This window comes from Embleya sp. NPDC020630, assembly GCF_044334985.1.
Lineage (GTDB): Bacteria > Actinomycetota > Actinomycetes > Streptomycetales > Streptomycetaceae > Embleya.
The window spans coordinates 487,607-505,569 of record NZ_JBIRUB010000003.1 but is presented as its reverse complement, the minus strand read 5'-3'; the positions used below and the strand labels follow the sequence as shown (position 1 = coordinate 505,569).

Genomic DNA, 17,963 nt, shown 5'->3' with positions numbered 1-17,963 from the left:
GAGAAGCACTTCGAGCCCGTCGCGGAAGGGGACGCCGCGCCGGGCTCGGAGTGTTTTCGCATGTCCGGGGGGTTTCCCACATCCGAGCGTTTGCCGATGGCCGGGGTTCAGGACCGGCGCCGCCGGGGTCGTTCGTCCCGCAGGATCACCGCCGCCGCGGCGATCAGCGCGGCCACCAGCAGGCCGATCGCCCAGACCGTGCCGAGCAGCGCGGTGCGGGTGGACACCGTCGGGAACGGATTGGCGCCCTCGCGCGCGGGCCAGGCCGCCAGCGCGCCGACGGTGATCGCCGTCGGCACGCAGACCAGGACCGGGACGGCGAGGGCGACCAGGGCCGCACGGCGATCCGTCGGCGTGGCCGCGCCGATCGAGTGCAGCGTCCGTGAGGTCTCCCGGCGGGCCGGACCGTACTCGACCACCACCGCGAACAACATCGCCGCCGCGCACAGCGAGACCGTGGCCACCGTCAGAAACAGCGGCGCGTCGGCCATCCGGACCGGCGTGCGCTCGCCCGCGAGCCGGCCGGTGGTGACCACCGCCAGCGCGATCGTGGTCAAGCCGAGTGGCAGCGCCAGGCCGTGCGCGCCGGCCTCCATCCGCCGGGCCGCGCACAGCGTCCAGACCCGACCGGCCCGGGCCGCCCAGCCGCCGCCGAGCCAGGCCACCAGCCACGGCATGGTGAGCGCGGTCCCGATCAGCACCGCGGCGTATCCGCCCACCGCCGCCGGCAGCGCGCCGTGCGGCAACTGCTCCGGACGGGCCGGGTCGGCGATCAGATACTGCGCGAGCAGCCCGGCGAGCACCAGGAGCGGCCCGACGTACGGCGGCACCCGGGGCATCGACCGGGTCGACGGCCCCCGCACCGCGCTCGCCGCCGCGGCCGCGGCGATCGCGGGCACCACCACGAGCAGCGCCGCCAGGCCCGGCCAGTGCACCTCGGCGCCCACCGCGAGCAGTCGGCGAACCGGCGGCGGGACCGAATCCCGTACCGAGCGCAGCAGCAGGTGTGCCCGCATCCCGGCGATCGTGCCGACCATGGCCGTGATCGCCGCCTCGGTCGCGACCGCCCCCCGCCCCGTTCCGGGCGCGGCCCCGTGCTCGGGGACCGGCGGCCCCCCGGCGACCTCGGCGCGCGCGTGCCGAGCCCGGTCGGCCCGGTCGTGCCGATGCAGGACCGCGAGCCGGGTGCCGACCGCGGTCAGCACCGCCACGGCGGCCAGCACCGGCAGCGCCGCGAGCAGCGGTCCGATCGGCGCCGGTGCCGGGTGCCCGCTCGGGCGGGCCCAGGCCAGCAGGCAGAGCAGCACGATCGTGGCACTGCCCGCCAGCGCCGCGCCGGCCAGCACCCGCAGCGCGTCGACGCGGGACGCGCCGTGCCATGCGTCGCGCAGGACCATCGGTCCGGTTCGGGACATCGGACTACCACCCGTCCGCGCGCGGGTCGGGACGGCCCTCGCGCAGGACCAGGCCGTGGTCCGCGTGTGCCGCCACCCGCCGATCTGCGGTGGCCAGCACGAGGGTGATTCCGTGCGAGCGCACGGCGGAGGCCAGGATCCGCATCAGATACTCGAGTTCGGCGCCGGCCAGGCCGTGCGCCGGTTCGTCCGCGAAGACCACCGCCGGACGGGTGACCAGTGCCCGGGCGACCGCCGCCCGACGCAGCAGCGCCGGTCCCAGGCCCGGCGGCCGGGCTTCGGCGTGCTCGGTGACGTCGAGGCGCTCCATCCAGTGCCGGGCGATCGCGAACGCCTCGGTCCGACGCATACGATCCAGCAGCAGCGGCAGTGCGACGTTCTCCGCGACGGTCAGCTCCGGAAGCAGCCGGGTGCGCCCGTCGACCAGGCCGAAGTACCGGCGTCGCAGCGCGGCGCGGCCCTTCTCGTCGAGCACGTGCATAGGGCCGCTGTTGAACCAGACCTCGCCGGCGTCGGGGGCGACTACGCCGGACAGGCAGGCGAGGAGCGCCGACCTGCCGGCCCCGGTGATCGCGAACGTCTCGTCGGTGCGGATCGCCGCGGAGACGTCGCGCAGCAGTGTGGTCGGCCCGTGGGTGAGGGTCAGTCCGTGAGCGCGCAGCACGTCGTTGTCGGGTGGAGCGCTCGGCGCGTCGGCGACGGCGCGCCGGTCGGCGGGTCCGGTCGCGCGGGACGACAGGGACATGGCACACCTCCCGCAGAGTCGTGTTCGTTGCCACCCGTTCTCCTCCAACGAGCGTCTCGGCGCGTGGTTTCGGCACGGGCGACAAACCCCCTCGGTCGGGAGCCCTGTCGGCGGCGGGAGTTCGCACACATCATGATGAGGCGAACAGGTGTCTCGAACGCGTTCCGAACGGGGTGCACATGAACCGCCGACTCGATCTTCCAGATCTGCTCAATGCCCGCGACGTCGGCGACCTACCGCTGATCGGCGGCGGTGTCACTCGAACGGGCGTACTGATGCGGTCCGAGACCCCGGATCTGCTCACCCCCGAGGGGGTCGAGCGATTGATCCATACCTATCGCGTGCGGCACGTGCTCGATCTGCGTTCGGACCACGAGGGGTTGCCCCTGACCGAGTGGGCGGGCGTGGTCCGGCACCGGCTGCCGCTGCTCGGTCGCCGCTCCGCGCTGGCCGCCGACCGGGCCGCGATCGGCGACGTGTCGGCCGGGCAGACCCAGGGCCTGGAGTTGGACGACGACATCGACCTGGGCAGCGTGGACGAGTTCGGGGCCGGGCTGCTCTACATGCGGATGGCCGAGCGCGGAGGCGCGTCGTACGTACGCTCGCTGGAGATCCTGGCCGGCGACGGCGGGGTGCCGGCGCTGGTGCACTGCACCGCCGGCAAGGACCGGACCGGGATCCTGGTCGCCCTGCTCCTGTCGGTCGCCGGGGTCGAGCGCGAGGCGATCATCGCGGACTACACCGAGACCGAGACGCATCTCGTGGAGATGTTCGAACGTATCGACCGATTGCCGCGCCAGCCCCGGATCGACCCGTCGCATCCGGTCGCGCCCGCGATGCGCGGTGCGGCGCGGGCGTCCATCGACACCTTCCTGCGGGTGTTGGAGGAGCGGCACGGCTCGGCGGCGGAGTTTTTGCTCAAGGCTGGTGCGGCACCGGACCACCTCGAGTCCTGGCGCCGCACCATCCGAGGGGGAACGGGGTGACCGGCCCGGCTCAGTGGCCGAGGAACCGGCCGAACGCGTGCGCCAGGCGCGACTCGCGCCCGGTGCGCCGCTCCTCGACGTCGGCGCCCGCCATCACGCGCAGGCCCACGTTGGCGCCGATCCAGCGCAGCGGTTCCGGCTCCCACCGGGGCGAGCGGTGGCGGACCCAGGGCAGCCGGGTCAGGTCGGTGTACTCGTCGCGGATCAGGTCGGCCAGGGTGCGGCCGGCGAGGTTGGCGGTGCCCACGCCGTCGCCGACGTAGCCGCCGGCCCAGGCCAGTTTGCGGGCGCGGTCCAGGCCGCAGCTCGCGTACCAGTCGCGGGCCACGCCCAGCGGGCCGCCCCAGGTGTGGGTGATCCGCGCGTCGGCGACGGCCGGGAACAACTCGGTGATCACCCGGCGCAGTTCGGCGAAGACCTTCTCGTCGCGGTCGAACTCGGGCCGTACCTTCGAGCCGAAGTGGTACGGCGCGCCGCGCCCGCCGAAGGCCAGGCGGTCGTCGGCGGTGCGCTGGCCGTAGATGATCAGGTGCCGCATGTCGCTGAAGCTCTCCCGGCGGGCCAGGCCCACCTCGTCCCAGAAGGTCTTCGGCAGCGGCTCGGTGGCGATCATCAGCGAGTAGACCGGCGCGAGGTCGCGGTGGAAGCCGGCCAGTTCGGGGGTGTAGCCCTCGGTGGCGCGGACCACCACGTCGGCGCGGACCCGGCCGTGCGGTGTGACGGCGACGCCGTCCTCGATCGAGAGCACGGGGGTTTGCTCGTGGATGCGCACGCCGAGGCCGGCCACCGTCGCGGCCAGGCCGCGGGCCAGCTTGGCGGGGTGGAGCACCGCGCAGTGCGGGGTGTAGGTGCCGCCGAGCACGTCGGTGGCGCCGACCAGCGCGCGTGCCTCGGCGGCGTCGAGCAGCCGGGCGTCGGAGGTGTCGAAGCCCCACGCGTGTTCTCCGGCGACCGCCTCGCGCGCGCGGGCCAGCTGTACCGGGGTGCGGGCCAGCACGACCGTGCCGCCCTTGTCGAAGTCGCAGTCGATGCCCTCGGCGGCGACGACCCGGCCGACCTCGTCGACGGTCGCGTTCATCGCCCGCTGCTGGGCGATCGCGCGTTCCCGGGTGCTGTCGCGGGCCACCTTGGCGATGGACGCGGGGAACAGCGCCGAGCACCAGCCGCCGTTGCGGCCGGACGCGCCGAAGCCGGCCACCTCGCGCTCCAGCACCACGATCCGCAGCGAGGGGTCGGCCCGGGCCAGGTAGTACGCCGTCCACAGGCCGGTGTAGCCGGCGCCGACGATCGCCACGTCGACGTCCAGGTCGCCCGCGAGCGCGGGGCGCGCGATGACGTCCTCGCCGAGGGTGTCGAACCACAGGGATACGTCGCGGTAGTCGCCCGTCATCGGGTCCACGTCCTCAGGTAGTCCGGCGCGGGGAGGTCGAAGCGCAGGTCGGGGGCGGGCACGGGGGTGCCGAAGTGCTCGGTGATCGGGACCGTGCCGGCCCAGATCGGGGTGTCGAGGTCGGCCTCGTCGTCGTCGGGCGGTCCGGCCGAGATCTTCACCGATGCCTCGTCCAGGGACAGCGCGAGGACGAGCGTCGCGGCGAGTTCCCTGGTCGAGTGCGGGCGCAGGTCGCCGCGGCGGCCGGGGAGCAGCCGGTCGGTGAGCAGGTCCAGGGCGGCGACCTTGTCGGCGTCCGGGAGCACCGTGCACGAGCCGAGCACCATCGCGCTGCGGTAGTTCATCGACGACTCGAAGGCGGATCGGGCCAGCACCAGGCCGTCGAGCAGGGTCACGGTCAGGCAGGTCGGCGCGCCCGCGGCCAGGCCGCGGAAGAGGCGGCTGCCGGTCGAGCCGTGGATCAACACCCGCTCGCCGTCCCGGGCGTAGGCGACGGGCAGGACGAACGGCTGACCGTCCTCGCCGGTGATGGCGAGGTGGGCGACCAGGCCGGCGTCGAGCACGGCGTGCAGCGCGGCCCGGTCCCGGGCGGCGTGATCGGGTAGGCGGCGTATGCGGGTTCGGGGGGTGGAGCCGGGAACGGGGTGACTCATCGGGCCTCTTCGGGGATGTCGGTGGTGCCGATGGTGCCGGTGGTTCGGGGTGTTTCGGGGGATTCGGCGCCGGATATGAGTCTGCCGCCGTCGCGCACGGGTGTGTGCGCGACGGCGGCAGCCTCACTGAGGGTTCGTCGAAATGCCGGTGTCCACCGTCGAGTCGGGCGTCGAGTCGACGGCGCGTGCTACAGCTTGGTCCAGGCCTCGGTCAGCACTCCGCGCAGGATCTGCTCGATCTCGTCGAACACACCCTGGTCCGCGACCAGCGGCGGGGAGAGCTGGATGACCGGGTCGCCGCGGTCGTCGGCGCGGCAGTACAGGCCGTTGTCGTAGAGCGCGGTGGACAGGAAGCCGCGGAGCAGGCGCTCGGCCTCGTCCTCGTTGAACGTCTCCTTGGTGCCCTTGTCCTTGACCATCTCGATGCCGTAGAAGTACCCGTTGCCGCGCACGTCGCCGACGATCGGCAGGTCCTGGAGCTTTTGCAGGGTGGCCAGGAACTTGGACTCGTTGTCCAGCACGTGCTGGTTCAGGCCCTCGCGCTCGAAGATGTCGAGGTTGGCCAGCGCCACGGCGGAGGACACCGGGTGCCCGCCGAAGGTGTAGCCGTGCATGAAGACGTTGTCGCTGCCGTTGTAGAACGGCTCGGCGAGGCGGTCCGAGACGATCATCGCGCCGATCGGGGAGTAGCCCGAGGTCATGCCCTTGGCGCAGGTGATGATGTCCGGGACGTAGTCGAACTTGTCGCACGCGAACATGGTGCCGAGCCGGCCGAACGCGCAGATGACCTCGTCCGAGACGAGCAGCACGTCGTACTGGTCGCAGATCTCGCGCACACGCTGGAAGTAGCCGGGCGGCGGCGGGAAGCAGCCACCGGCGTTTTGCACCGGCTCCAGGAAGACCGCGGCGACGGTGTCGGGGCCCTCGTTGAGGATCGCCACCTCGATCTGGTCGGCGGCCCAGCGGCCGAACGCCTCGGGGGAGTTGTCGGCGAGGAACTCCGGCTTGCGGTACTGGTTGGTGTTGGGCACCCGGAAGGTGCTCGGCACCAGCGGCTCGTACGGCGCCTTGTAGTCGGGCAGGCCGGTGATCGACAGCGCGCCCTGCGGGGTGCCGTGGTAGGCGATGGCCCGCGAGATGACCTTGTGCTTGGTCGGCTTGCCGGTCAGCTTGAAGTAGTGCTTGGCCAGCTTCCACGCGGACTCGACGGCCTCGCCGCCACCGGTGGTGAAGAAGACCTTGTTCAGGTCGCCCGGGGCGTAGTTCGCCAGGCGCTCGGCCAGCTCGATGGCCTTGGGGTGGGCGTAGCTCCACACCGGGAAGAAGGCCAGCTGCTCGGCCTGCTTGCGGGCGACCTCGGCCAGCTCGGTGCGGCCGTGTCCGGCCTGTACCACGAACAGGCCGGCGAGGCCGTCGATGTACTTGCGACCGTTGGTGTCCCAGATGTAGCTGCCTTCACCGCGCACGATGGTCGGCACGGGAGCGTTCTCGTACGACGACATGCGGGTGAAGTGCATCCACAGGTGGTCGTAGGCGCTCTTGGAGAGGGCCGCGTTGTCGTACTGCTGTGTCATCGAGTACCCCACTGGTAGGTCTGCTTCCGGAGCTTCAGGTAGACGAAGCTCTCGGTGCTCCGTACGCCCGGAATCGCTCGGATCCTCTTGTTGATGATGTCGAGCAGGTGGTCGTCGTTCTCGCATACGAGTTCCACGATGAGGTCGAACGAACCCGCCGTGATGACGACGTAGTCCACTTCCTTCATCGTGGCCAGTATGTCCGCAACGGGTTCGATGTCTCCTTCGACCCGAACCCCGACCATGGCCTGGCGATGGAAGCCGACGGTCAGCGGATCGGTCACCGCGACGATCTGCATCACGCCCTGGTCGAGCAGGCGCTGTACGCGTTGGCGCACGGCGGCCTCCGAGAGACCGACGGCCTTGCCGATCGCGGCGTACGAGCGGCGTCCGTCCTCCTGGAGCTGCTCGATGATCGCCTTCGACACGGCGTCGGCCGGCGCACTCGGGTTTCTGTCTCGACCGGCCACGTGGTCACTCTGCCTCATCAGATAGGCCTTTCGCAAGGGAATCCGTTGACTTTGCTCAATCAGACAACTGATTCAGTTGTTGGTGTGTGATGGGGATGCGGATACCGACAGCAATCCGGTTAGGCTGGGATCGCGGCCCAGGTCGGGAATCGACCCCCTCGCCGTCCTGCCGGCGCCGCCCCGTTTTCGAAGGAGACTTGGGACATGAGCGACCTGCGTACTCTGCGCAACTACATCGACGGCACGTTCACCGACGCCGCGGACGGCGGCACGCTCGACATCGTCGATCCCGCCACCGGCGAGGTCTACGCGACGTCCCCGCTCTCTCGCGAGCGGGACGTCGACGCGGCGATGCGCGCGGCGGCCACGGCGTTCGAGAGCTGGAGCGAGACCACGCCCGCGGAGCGCCAGCTCGCTCTGCTCAAGATCGCCGACGCGGTCGAGAAGCGCGCCGACGAGTTGATCGACGCCGAGTGTCGCAACACCGGCAAGCCCCGGGCGCTGACCGCGTCCGAGGAGATCCCGCCGATGGTGGACCAGATCCGCTTCTTCGCGGGTGCCGCGCGCATGCTGGAGGGCAAGTCGGCCGGCGAGTACATGGCGGGGCACACCTCCATGGTGCGGCGGGAGCCGGTCGGTGTCTGCGCCCAGGTGGCGCCGTGGAACTACCCGATGATGATGGCGGTGTGGAAGTTCGCGCCGGCCCTCGCCGCAGGCAACACCGTGGTGCTCAAGCCGTCCGACACCACCCCGGCGTCCACGGTGCTGCTCGCCGAGATCATCGGCGAGATCCTGCCGGCCGGCGTGTTCAACGTGATCTGCGGCGACCGCGACACCGGTCGGCTGATGGTCGAGCACCGGACCCCGGCGATGGCCTCGATCACCGGTTCGGTACGGGCCGGCATGTCGGTCGCGGAGAGCGCGTCCAAGGACCTCAAGCGGGTGCACCTCGAACTCGGCGGCAAGGCGCCCGTCGTGGTTTTCGAGGACGCCGACATCGCCGCCGCGGCCGAGGGCATCGCGGGGGCCGGCTTCTTCAACGCGGGCCAGGACTGCACCGCCGCCACCCGGGTGCTCGTGCACTCCTCGATCCGCGAGGAGTTCGTCGCCGCGCTGGCCGCCGCCGCGAAGGCCACCTCCACCGGCCCGCAGGACGACGCCGACTACGGCCCGGTCAACAACGTCAACCAGCTCGCCCAGGTCTCCGGCTTCATCGACCGTCTGCCCGGACACGCCAAGGTCGAGGCCGGCGGGCACCGGGTCGGCGACAAGGGCTTCTTCTACGCTCCGACCGTGGTCTCCGGACTGAAGCAGGACGACGAGATCATCCAGAACGAGGTCTTCGGCCCGGTGATCACCGTCCAGGCGTTCGAGGACGAGGCCGAGGCGCTGGCCAACGCCAACGGCGTGCAGTACGCGCTCGCCTCCTCGGTGTGGACCAAGGACCACGGCCGGGCGATGCGGATGGCCAAGCGGCTCGACTTCGGCTGCGTGTGGATCAACACGCACATCCCGCTGGTCGCCGAGATGCCGCACGGCGGCTTCAAGCACTCCGGCTACGGCAAGGACCTCTCCGGCTACGGCTTCGAGGACTACACCCGGATCAAGCACGTGATGACCAACTACGACGCCTGATCCACCCCGCCGCGCGAGCGGCACCCGGCGCCACCCGACACGCACCCTGTCAACTCCGCTTCGCGAGGGTTGACAGGGTGCGTGTTGCCGTCCGGGGCGGCACCCGGCCACGATGCGGTGGGCCGTCCGTACGCCCGGCGCGTCCCCGCGCCCAGGGAGCAGGCCCCGTTCCGTACCGCCAAGGAGTCGCCGATGATCCGCGCCCGCACTCGCGCCCAGTCCCCGCCGCGGATCGCCGAGCACCGGGTGGACCGGCGGATGTTCCTGCGCGGCACCGGCGCGGCCGCGGCCGTCGGCGCGCTGGCCGCGTGCGGCGTGCCCTCGGCGTATGTCGAGGAGTCCAAGCGCGGCGCAACGGACCGGTCGGAGCGCGAGAAGGTGGTCCGGTTCTCCAACTGGGCGCTGTACATCGACGTCGACGACGAGGACGAGCAGCGCCACCCCACGCTCGACGCGTTCACCGACAAGACCGGGATCAAGGTCCGGTACTCGGAGGAGATCAACGACAACGACGAGTTCTTCGGCAAGATCCACCCGGCGATCCAGGCGGGCAAGGAGCCGGGGCGCGACGCCATCGTCATCTCCGACTGGATGTGCACCCGCTTCGTCCGGCTCGGCTGGGTACAGAAGCTGAACAAGGCCAACCTGCCGCGGGTGGGCGCCAACCTCGCCGAATCGTTGCGCAGCCCCGGCTATGACCCGGGACGCGAGTACACCGTGCCGTGGCAGAGCGGGATGACCGGCATCGCGTACAACAAGAAGCTGGTGGACCGCGAGATCCGGTCGGTGAACGACCTGTGGCGGCCCGAACTCAAGGGCCGGGTCACCGTGTTCGCCGGCTTCATGGAGGCGGTCGCGCTGTTGATGCTCGGCGAGGGCTCGGACATCCGTACCTTCACCGATGCGGACGTGGACAAGGTGATGGAGCGGATGCAGAAGCTGGTGGACAAGGACCACATCCGCAGCTTCACCGGCAACGACTACACCTCGGGCCTGGCCAGTGGCGACATCCTGGCCTGTCAGGCGTATTCCGGCGACGTGGGTCAGCTCAAGCTGGACAACCCCGACATCGAGTTCGTGGTGCCCGAGGAGGGTGCCGAGCTGTGGTCGGAGAACCTGATGGTGCCGAACAAGGCCGCGCACAAGACCAACGCCGAGAAACTGATGGACTTCTACTACGACCCCGAGGTCGCCGCGGAGCTGGCGAACTACGTGGCGTACGTGTGTCCGGTGCCGGCCGCGCAGCAGGTGCTGGCCGAGTCGTCGGACCAGGAGATGCGCGCGTCGGCGACCAATCCGCTGATCTTTCCGGACGCGGAGATGACCGCGAAGCTGCACGGGATGCGGGAGACCACCGAGGACGAGGAACGGCGCTGGGAGAAGGCGTGGGGGAAGATCATCGGCCTGTGAGCCGGCGGTCGGTGCCGCGTGGGCGGTCGGTGCCTGTCGGGCGGTCGGCGGGCCTCGGTTCGCGGTGGCGCCGTCAGTGTTCCGCCATGGCCGGGTCGGCCGTCCGGGCCTTGCGGTAGGCGCGCAGGCCGAGCAGCGGGAACACCAGCACCGAGGCCATGCCCGCGCCGACCATCGCGGCCGCGGTGCCCGCCCGCAACTCGCCCTCCTCCACGCCGATCCCGGTGATCACCACGATCAGTGGCAGGCCGGCCGAGGCGAACAGGGCCAGGCCCAGGCGTACCGCGACCGGGGAACCGCGCTCCACCAGGTAGGTCGGCACGCCGCGGACCAGCAGGAACAGCGCCAGGAACAGCGGGAGCAGGGCCACCGTGCCCAGGTCCGCGAACAACGCCCGTCCGTCGAAGCGCACGCCGCTGATCACGAAGAACACCGGGATGAACATCCCGAAGCCGATCGCGTCCAGCTTGGCCGCCACCGTCTCGCGCGACTGCGCCGGCATGTCGGACAGCAGCAGCCGGATGATCAGGCCGGCCGCGAACGCGCCGAGCAGCGCGTCGAGGCCGAGTTCGTCCGCCGCCCAGACCAGCGCCGCCAGGACCAACACGGCCAGCCGAATGGCGAGTTGGCCGCTGGAGTGCAGGGTTGCCCGGACCACCCGGTCCAGTGCCGAGGGCAGCGGCCGGCGCGCGAACGCCAGCACCACCAGCGTCACCGCGGCGAAGCAGGCCAGCGCGACCGCCGAGGCGTCCGCGTTGCGCCCGCTCAGCAGCAACGAGACGGCGACGATCGGACCGAACTCGCCGAGGGTGCCGATCGCCATCACCTGCGCGCCGAACCGGGTGGGCAGCGCCCCCGCGTCGCGCAGGATCGGCAACAGCGTGCCGAGCGCGGTGGTGGTCAGGGCCAGGCCGACCACCAGGCGCGACATGGTCGAGCCGGACCACACCAGGAGCAGCCCGACCACCAGGCCGACCACCAGGGACACCACCCAGCCCAGCGTGGCCAGGCGCAACGGCCGCCCGTTGAGCCGGGACGGGTCGATCTCGAAGCCGGCCAGGAACATCAGGAAGGCCAGCCCGAAGTTGGCGGTGAAGGAGAGCACGGTCGTTTCGTGTACCCAGCCCAGGACGGACGGTCCGGCCAGGACACCCAGCAGGAGTTCGAGCACGACGGTGGGTACTGGGACCCGTCGCCCGAGCAGATCGGCCGCCAACGGCGCGACGAAGGCCAGGGCCAGGACGATCAGGAACGGCGCGCTGTCGTGGGGCACCGGCGGAGCATAAGGCGCATTCGCCGCCGATTCGGTCAGACGCGCGGGCGGGGGCGCGCGTGCGGGTGGGAGCCACCCGGACGGACGCACCGTGTGGTGGCACTAGGGTCGATTTCCATGACTAGCAGCTCCTCAGAGGCCACTGCCGTGCCCGCCGTCGTAACGCCCGCCGACCCCGGCAACGATCCGGGTGAGCCCTCGGGTTGGGACGTCGTGGTGATCGGCGCGGGCCCCGCCGGCGCGTCGGCGGCGCTGGCCGCGGCGCGCGCCGGACGCCGCGTGCTGGTCCTCGACCGGGCCGAACTCCCGCGCTACAAGACGTGTGGCGGCGGCATCATCGGCCCGTCCAAGAACGCCCTCCCGCCGGGCTTCGAGCCGCCGGTGGAAGACCTGGTGCGCGAGGTCGAGTTCACCCTGCGCGGACGCCGTCGCCGGGTTCGCTCGGCCCGGACCACGCTGATCGGACTGGTCGACCGGGCCCGCTTCGACGAGGCGCTGACCCGGGCGGCGGTGGCCGCGGGCGCGGTGCTGCGCGAGGGCACGGCGGTCTCCCGGATCGTCGAGCGCGACGGCCGGGTGGAGTTGACCCTCGCGGGCGGCGAGATGGTGCGCGCGAACGCGGTGGTCGGTGCGGACGGCAGCGCGGGGCGCAGCTCGGCCTACGTCGGGGTCACCTTCGAGCAGGTCGATCTGGGCCTGGAGGCGGAGATCCCGGTGCCGCCGGAGGTCGCCGCGCACTGGCGCGGACGGATCCTGCTCGACTGGGGCCCGCTGCCGGGCTCGTACGGGTGGGTGTTCCCCAAGGGCGACACGTTGACCGTCGGGGTGATCTGCGCGCGCGGCGAGGGTGAGGCCACCCGTGCCTACCTGCGCGACTTCATCGGCCGGTTGGGTCTGGCCGGGTTCCGGCCGGCGGTGGAGTCGGGCCATCTGACCCGCTGCCGCAAGGAGAGCGCGCCGCTGTCGCGCGGCCGGGTGCTGGTCGCCGGGGACGCGGCCGGGCTGCTCGAACCGTGGACGCGCGAGGGCATCTCGTACGCGCTGCGCTCGGGTCGGCTGGCGGGGGAGCGGGCCGCGCAGGTGGCCGGGGTCGACACCGTCGCCGAGGTGGACAAGATCGGCGCCAGCTACCACGCGGACGTGGACGCGGTCCTCGGTCGCGAGATGCGCGCGGGGCGCATCCTGCTCGATGTCTTCGAGCGGCACCCGGCGATGTTGCACCACGCGGTCACCACGCTGCCGCAGGGCTGGCGGGTGTTCCGCAAGGTGGTCCAGGGGCGCACGACGTTTGCCGACCTGCTCGAACGGCCCGCCGCCCGGCGGGTGTTGGCGCTGACCGGTCACTGATCGAGCGGCTGCCGGTCGTCGATCGGCGGGGTTGTACCGGGCACGGCCCCGGGTCCGCGGTGCGCGGGCCCGGGGCCGTGTTCGCGGGGTGTGCGGCCGGCCCGGGTGCCGCGGTGTCGCGGTGGGCCGGGTCGGGCTTCCGGTCAGTCCTGCTCCGGCTCCTCGTCCTCGGCGGAGCGGATCCGGCGCAGCCGCGCGCCCTGGAACAGCGCGTTGCCGACGAGCAGCAGGCCGACCGCGCCGCCCGCGAGCGACAGGGTGTCGTCGTCGGGGCCGGTCTTGGGCAGGGTGCTCGGCGGCGTCTGATCGGCGCCGCCGGTGGAGGCGCCGTCCGTGGTTCCGGCGGTGCTTCCACCACCCGTGCTGCCGGCGCCGGTGCTCCCGCCACCGGTGCTCCCGCCACCGGTGGATCCGCCGCCGCTCGTGCCGCCGCCCGACGTCCCGCCGCCCGACGTGCCTCCGCCGGTGGTGCCGCCGGAGGTCCCGCCCGGGAAGCTCGGCAGGGGTGTGTCGACGGTGTAGCCGATGAACGACGGGTCGTTGTTGTCGGCCCGGCCGACCAGGGTCAGCGGTCCGGCCCGACCCAGGACCACCGAGGTGTCCGTGGCGCCCTCGGGTACCACCAGGGCGCAGAACGTGGAGATGTCGGTCTCCGGCGCGAGCGGGAGCCGTACCTGCGCGCGGGCCGCGCGCGGCGACCCGGCCACGGCGGGCGGGTATTCCACCGACGCCGTCCAGCGCCTGGTCTCGTGTGGCCGGAGCGAACCGGGTGAGCACTTGAACGTGGTCGCCCATGGCGGCCCCGGATCCCGCAGCGCGGGTGCCGCCGAGCAGCCGGCCACCGAGGTGATCCGCAACTGCCCCGTGCTGTAGGCGTAGACGTCCCGGGCCGGCTGGGCCTTGTCGGTGTCGTTGGTGACGGTGAACCAGATCGTGCCCCGGCCCCGGGCGTCGAAGGTGATCTGGAGGGCGGTCGCCACCCCGAACCGCGTGGCCGGTGGTGGCGTGGTCGACGGTCGGGTGGACGACGAGGTGGTGCTGGGCCGTCCGGTGGTCGGTGGTGGCGTGGTCGGCGGCCGGGTGCCGGGCGGCTCGGTGGTCGGCCGGTGGGTGCTCGGCGGCGACGTCGTGGCCGGATTCGTGCTCACCGGCGGTTTGGTGGTGACCGGCGGCCTGGTGCTCTCGCCGGTCGGGGGCCGGGTATGCGTGTGCCCCTCGCCGCCGCCTCGCGGTACCGACCCGCTCGAGCCGGTATCCGCGACGGCCAGGCCCGCGTTCAAAATCATTCCTATTCCGATCGGAACAGAAATGATCAACGCGGCTCGCTTGACATTTTCTGATCGAACTTTTCTCCGTAGGAACATGCGGTATCCCCCTCCCGCTATGTGTGACGATTCGTTCTACCATGTCCGTCCTAAGCTTTAGGACGGCTTTTGGGGGATAACCCTGGTAAAGCTGAAATAGTCTGATCTTGAAAAGCGGCGAACCTGGGGGAAAGCCGATGTCGGGCGCGCCTGGTGACGGTGGGACGGGCTTCGTGGTCGGAGCGCGCTACGAGCTGGTGAGCGTGCTCGGCAGCGGCGGAATGGGCACCGTGTGGCGGGCCCGCGACCGCCTGCTCGAGCGACCCGTCGCGGCGAAGGTGATCAGCACGGGCTGGGGGCGCAACGCGTCGCAGTCCTTCCGCGAGCGAAGTCTGCGCGAGGCCCAGGCGACCGCCCGGATCAACCACCCCAACGTGGTGCGGGTCTACGACTACGTCGAGGACGACGACCGGTTGTGGATCGTCATGGAACTGCTCGACGCCCGCTCACTGGACACGATCCTGGCCGAGGACGGGCCGCTCACCCCGCACGCCGCCGCGGCGATGGCGGTACAGATCGCCCGCGCGCTCGGCGTCGTACACGCACACGGGGTGATCCACCGCGACGTCAAGCCGGGCAACGTCCTGATCGAGCGGGACGGGCACGCGGTGCTCACCGACTTCGGCATCGCCGCCCTGGAGGGCGTGAGCGGACTGACCGGGACCGGCGCGATCCTGGGCTCGCCCGAGTTCATGGCGCCGGAGCGGATCGAGAGCGAACACCCGGGACCGGCCTCGGACCTGTGGTCGCTGGGCGTCACGCTGTGCGCGGCGGTCACCGGCGCCTCGCCGTTCCGACGGGCCACCCCGGTGGCCACGATGCACGCGATCGTGATCGCCGAGCCCGAGGTGCCGGAGGAGATCGGGCCGCTGGAGCCACTGGTCCGCGACCTGTTCCGGCGCGATCCGACGCTGCGCCCGAACAGCGCCGAGGTGGAGGCGCGGCTGAGCGCGGTGGTCGCCGCCGAGGGCCGCCGGCGCGCGGGCGATCCGACCCGGCCCATCCGGCCCACCCTGCTCGGGTGGACGTCGGCGCCCGGGGCGGTGGAGGCGGGGGAGCCGGCCGTGACCGTCCCGCACCCGAGCGACCCGCCCGCGACGGACCCGCACGCAGGCGACCCCGACACGAGCGACCCGGACGCGACGCTGCTGCCCTCCTCGCACCGGCAACCGCCGCTGCGCGACCTGCTGCCCACCGCCCGGCCCGCCCCCGACGACGCCGGATCCTTCGACCCGCTGCCCCGGGTGCCCGCCGCGCCGCCGCCCGGACGCCGACCCGGCGGCCCGCCGGGCGCCGGGGATCCGCCGACCTTCCCGCTGCCCTCCCGCGGCCGGCGGCCGGCCCGCTCGCGCCGTCGGTTGTTGGCGGTCCTGCTCCCGATCGTCACCTTCCTCGTCGCGGGCGCGATCGTGGCGGCGGTGCTGCTCGCCCGCGCCGACGGCCGGGGCGGCGACGCGGGCGGGGCGTCGTCCCGGCCGAACCCGCCGACGGTCACCGGGTCCGGCTCACGACCGGCCGCCGATCCGCTCGCCGGCCTGGCCGCGTACCCCACCGCGCCCCCGGGGAGCGCGCCGATCCCGGTGCGCCGGGTCGACGAGAGCACCTTCGCCTGGCAGGTCCCGCAGGGCTGGACCCGCAGGGAGCAGAACCAGAGCGTGATCTACACCGACCCGGCCGGCCCGACCGTGTTGACCGGGCGGACCGCCTTCCAGCAGACCAGCGACCTGCTGGAACAGTGGCGCGACGACGAACAGAACGCGGCCCGGGTATTTCGCGACTATCGGAAAGTGACCTTCGAGTCGCGTGCCATTCACGGCCGGAAAGGCGTGGTCTGGGAATACACCTGGACCGAGTCCGGTATTGCCCGGCACGCGATGTTGGCGTCGGTGATCATCGACGGGATCTACGTCGAGGTCGATGTGTTCGGCACCGAGCAGCTGTGGCCGCGCGACTCGGTCCTGCACGCGCTCGCGATGAACGATTTCACCCTTGCCGGCACCCGGCCGGCCGCCTGAGCGGCGGTCAGCGCCGGAGCGCCTCCAGGCCGAGCAGCGCCACGTGCAGCGACAGGCAGCTCTCCACCTGGTCCAGATCCACGCCGAGCACCCGCTCGATCCGGTGCAGCCGCTCGTAGAAGGACGGCCGGGACAGGTGCGCGGCATCGGCGGCGGCGGACTTGTTGCGTCCGTGCTCCAGATAGACCCGGAGCATCGGGACCAACTGGGTGCCCTGCTGCGCGTCGTAGGCCAGCAGCGGCCCGAGTTCGCGCTCGACGTAGGTCTGCAGCCGCGCGTCGTCGCGCAGCAGGTGCAGCAGACCGCGAAGCCGCACGTCGGGCAGCCGGTAGAACGCGGCCTTGCCGCCTTGGTGCAGCGCCGCGTCGGCGACCTGGGTCGCCTCCAGGAGCGAGCGCCGCGCGTCGCGCGCCGCGCCCACCGAGGAGCCCACCGCGACCACGATGTCGTCCGCGAGGTCCGGCGCGAGCCGGCGGATCGCGGCGGAGAAGCCCTCCAGCGCGCCGTCCTCGGTGTCCTGCGAGGCGAGCGCGACGAGCAGCCCGACATTGTCGTCGTCGAGCCCGCCGACCAGCGCGGCCAACCGGCGCTCGCGCACCGCGGCGGCGGCGATCTCGGTGAAGTCGCGCAGCCGGGCCTGGGATTCCAGCGCGGCGGGGGTGCTGTTGCGCCGCAGTCGCAGCACTACGCCGACCAGACGCCGGCCCTCCAGCGGGATGCCCAGGGCGCGGGCGCGCAGGGTCACCTCGGCCACGGTGTACGAGTGGGTCAGGATCCCGGACAGCAGCGTGCGGTGGGTCTGCCGCTCCAGGCTCTCCCGGTCGCGCACCACCAGCCGGTTCAACGCCAGCGTGGAGGCGGCCCGCTCCAGGAGCATGGTCTGCTGCGCCGGCGGCGGGGTGCCGTCGCCGACCAGCACCAGCCGGCCCCAGTCGTGCCCCCGGGCTCCCACGGTGGTCACCAGCCACCCGGTGCGCTCGTCGAAGGCGGTGCGGGTGGACAACCGCAGCTGCCGGGAGCGGTCCTCCCAGTTCTCCAGCAGCGTTTCGGCCGCCACGCCCGCCGCGTCGTAGGCGAGCACCTGGTGCGCCAGGTTCTCCAGGATCACCGGCCGCCCGGCCATCCGGGACGCCTGGCGGACCACCTCGGCGGGCTCGGCGCCCTCCACGGCCAGCTCGTTGAACGCCTGGTGCACCGCCTCGGACGCCTGCAACTCGGCCAACTGGGCGTCGATGATCAGCGCGTGCACGGCCTCGGTGATACCGATGAACCGGGTCTCGTTGCGCAGCGTGATCACCGGCAGGCCGGCCTGCTCGGCCGCGGCGACCAGCGCGCGCGGCAGGTGTTCGGTGTAGCGCCGGCCCAGTTCGAGCACGAGCCCGGCGGCGTCCACCTCGGCCAGATCGCGGATGTAGCGCTGCAACCCCTCACGCTCCTCCGGGAGCGCGATGCCGGTGGCCATCACCAACTCGCCGCCCTTGAGCAGGCGGGTCACGTCGGGCAATTCGCTGATGTGCACCCAGCGCACCGGACGGGCCAGGCCACGCTCGCCCGCCACCACCTGCGGGCGGCCACGCCGGACGATATCGAGGGCCAGTACGTCGGAAACGGTGGGGAACATTCGACAACCTCCGCGTGCTGACTACGACCCGACCGCGGGGCGGTTGGTTCCCGAGGGGAAGGCGA

At 72.2% G+C, this 17,963-nt stretch carries 14 protein-coding genes; 5 read left to right on the top strand and 9 right to left on the bottom strand.

All coding sequences use genetic code 11. The features are described 5' to 3' along the window. Positions 1–107 precede the first annotated feature (107 nt). Positions 108–1,415 (bottom strand): hypothetical protein, encoded by a 1,308-nt coding sequence (locus ACH4XV_RS13625; protein ID WP_395789347.1) that lies wholly within the window; start codon positions 1,413–1,415, stop codon positions 108–110. A gap of 4 nt (positions 1,416–1,419) precedes the next feature. Further along, positions 1,420–2,160 (bottom strand): ABC transporter ATP-binding protein, encoded by a 741-nt coding sequence (locus tag ACH4XV_RS13620; protein WP_395789345.1) that lies wholly within the window; start codon positions 2,158–2,160, stop codon positions 1,420–1,422. 179 nt (positions 2,161–2,339) lie between these two features. Between ACH4XV_RS13620 and ACH4XV_RS13615 the strand changes: the two genes are divergently transcribed. Next, positions 2,340–3,146 carry a tyrosine-protein phosphatase gene (locus ACH4XV_RS13615; RefSeq protein ID WP_395789343.1) on the top strand — a complete coding sequence of 269 codons (807 nt, stop codon included), beginning with the start codon at positions 2,340–2,342 and terminating at the stop codon, positions 3,144–3,146. Positions 3,147–3,156: 10 nt separating this feature from the next. Here the strand turns inward: ACH4XV_RS13615 and ACH4XV_RS13610 are convergent, their stop codons facing one another. From ACH4XV_RS13610 to ACH4XV_RS13595, 4 genes are all read right to left on the bottom strand, one after another. Next, the gene (locus ACH4XV_RS13610; protein ID WP_395789341.1) at positions 3,157–4,536 is read right to left on the bottom strand and encodes an NAD(P)/FAD-dependent oxidoreductase; all 1,380 of its coding nucleotides are present in this window, start codon (positions 4,534–4,536) and stop codon (positions 3,157–3,159) included. Continuing rightward, positions 4,533–5,189: a pyridoxamine 5'-phosphate oxidase family protein gene (locus ACH4XV_RS13605; RefSeq protein ID WP_395789339.1), complete on the bottom strand. Its 657-nt coding sequence runs from the start codon at positions 5,187–5,189 to the stop codon at positions 4,533–4,535. Before ACH4XV_RS13605 ends, ACH4XV_RS13610 begins: the two co-directional genes overlap by 4 nt. Before the next feature lie 188 nt (positions 5,190–5,377). Next, complete coding sequence (locus ACH4XV_RS13600; RefSeq protein WP_395789337.1) at positions 5,378–6,763, bottom strand: aspartate aminotransferase family protein; 1,386 nt, start codon at positions 6,761–6,763, stop codon at positions 5,378–5,380. Further along, complete coding sequence (locus ACH4XV_RS13595; protein ID WP_078977408.1) at positions 6,760–7,251, bottom strand: Lrp/AsnC family transcriptional regulator; 492 nt, start codon at positions 7,249–7,251, stop codon at positions 6,760–6,762. Before ACH4XV_RS13595 ends, ACH4XV_RS13600 begins: the two co-directional genes overlap by 4 nt. 186 nt (positions 7,252–7,437) lie before the next feature. Between ACH4XV_RS13595 and ACH4XV_RS13590 the strand changes: the two genes are divergently transcribed. Together ACH4XV_RS13590 and ACH4XV_RS13585 are read left to right on the top strand one after the other, a co-directional pair. After that, positions 7,438–8,868: a gamma-aminobutyraldehyde dehydrogenase gene (locus ACH4XV_RS13590; RefSeq protein ID WP_395789335.1), complete on the top strand. Its 1,431-nt coding sequence runs from the start codon at positions 7,438–7,440 to the stop codon at positions 8,866–8,868. Between the two features lie 192 nt (positions 8,869–9,060). Continuing rightward, the gene (locus ACH4XV_RS13585) at positions 9,061–10,278 is read left to right on the top strand and encodes a spermidine/putrescine ABC transporter substrate-binding protein (protein WP_395789333.1); all 1,218 of its coding nucleotides are present in this window, start codon (positions 9,061–9,063) and stop codon (positions 10,276–10,278) included. Positions 10,279–10,351: 73 nt separating this feature from the next. On the opposite strand, the gene ACH4XV_RS13580 is transcribed toward ACH4XV_RS13585, so the two are convergent. After that, on the bottom strand, positions 10,352–11,551 hold the full coding sequence (locus tag ACH4XV_RS13580) for a cation:proton antiporter (protein WP_395789331.1): 1,200 nt from the start codon (positions 11,549–11,551) through the stop codon (positions 10,352–10,354). Between the two features lie 147 nt (positions 11,552–11,698). Here ACH4XV_RS13580 and ACH4XV_RS13575 point away from each other — a divergent pair, with 147 nt between their 5' ends. Further along, complete coding sequence (locus ACH4XV_RS13575; protein WP_395789329.1) at positions 11,699–12,898, top strand: geranylgeranyl reductase family protein; 1,200 nt, start codon at positions 11,699–11,701, stop codon at positions 12,896–12,898. Positions 12,899–13,041: 143 nt separating this feature from the next. Here the strand turns inward: ACH4XV_RS13575 and ACH4XV_RS13570 are convergent, their stop codons facing one another. Then, a complete protein-coding gene (locus tag ACH4XV_RS13570; RefSeq protein WP_395789327.1) occupies positions 13,042–14,046 on the bottom strand; it encodes a hypothetical protein in 1,005 nt (334 codons plus the stop codon). Between the two features lie 353 nt (positions 14,047–14,399). Here ACH4XV_RS13570 and ACH4XV_RS13565 point away from each other — a divergent pair, with 353 nt between their 5' ends. Next, complete coding sequence (locus tag ACH4XV_RS13565; protein ID WP_395789325.1) at positions 14,400–16,277, top strand: protein kinase; 1,878 nt, start codon at positions 14,400–14,402, stop codon at positions 16,275–16,277. Between the two features lie 7 nt (positions 16,278–16,284). Here ACH4XV_RS13565 and ACH4XV_RS13560 read toward each other — a convergent pair whose 3' ends face one another. Then, positions 16,285–17,898 carry a PucR family transcriptional regulator gene (locus ACH4XV_RS13560; RefSeq protein ID WP_395789323.1) on the bottom strand — a complete coding sequence of 538 codons (1,614 nt, stop codon included), beginning with the start codon at positions 17,896–17,898 and terminating at the stop codon, positions 16,285–16,287. Between the last annotated feature and the right edge of the window lie 65 nt (positions 17,899–17,963).

Bases quoted from the DNA above. Each gene is read 5' to 3' on its own strand.
- ACH4XV_RS13625 (WP_395789347.1), bottom strand. From the start codon at position 1,415: ATGTCCCGAACCGGACCGATGGTCCTGCGCGACGCATGGCACGGCGCG.
- ACH4XV_RS13620 (WP_395789345.1), bottom strand. From the start codon at position 2,160: ATGTCCCTGTCGTCCCGCGCGACCGGACCCGCCGACCGGCGCGCCGTC.
- ACH4XV_RS13615 (WP_395789343.1), top strand. From the start codon at position 2,340: ATGAACCGCCGACTCGATCTTCCAGATCTGCTCAATGCCCGCGACGTC.
- ACH4XV_RS13610 (WP_395789341.1), bottom strand. From the start codon at position 4,536: ATGACGGGCGACTACCGCGACGTATCCCTGTGGTTCGACACCCTCGGC.
- ACH4XV_RS13605 (WP_395789339.1), bottom strand. From the start codon at position 5,189: ATGAGTCACCCCGTTCCCGGCTCCACCCCCCGAACCCGCATACGCCGC.
- ACH4XV_RS13600 (WP_395789337.1), bottom strand. From the start codon at position 6,763: ATGACACAGCAGTACGACAACGCGGCCCTCTCCAAGAGCGCCTACGAC.
- ACH4XV_RS13595 (WP_078977408.1), bottom strand. From the start codon at position 7,251: ATGAGGCAGAGTGACCACGTGGCCGGTCGAGACAGAAACCCGAGTGCG.
- ACH4XV_RS13590 (WP_395789335.1), top strand. From the start codon at position 7,438: ATGAGCGACCTGCGTACTCTGCGCAACTACATCGACGGCACGTTCACC.
- ACH4XV_RS13585 (WP_395789333.1), top strand. From the start codon at position 9,061: ATGATCCGCGCCCGCACTCGCGCCCAGTCCCCGCCGCGGATCGCCGAG.
- ACH4XV_RS13565 (WP_395789325.1), top strand. From the start codon at position 14,400: ATGTCGGGCGCGCCTGGTGACGGTGGGACGGGCTTCGTGGTCGGAGCG.
- ACH4XV_RS13560 (WP_395789323.1), bottom strand. From the start codon at position 17,898: ATGTTCCCCACCGTTTCCGACGTACTGGCCCTCGATATCGTCCGGCGT.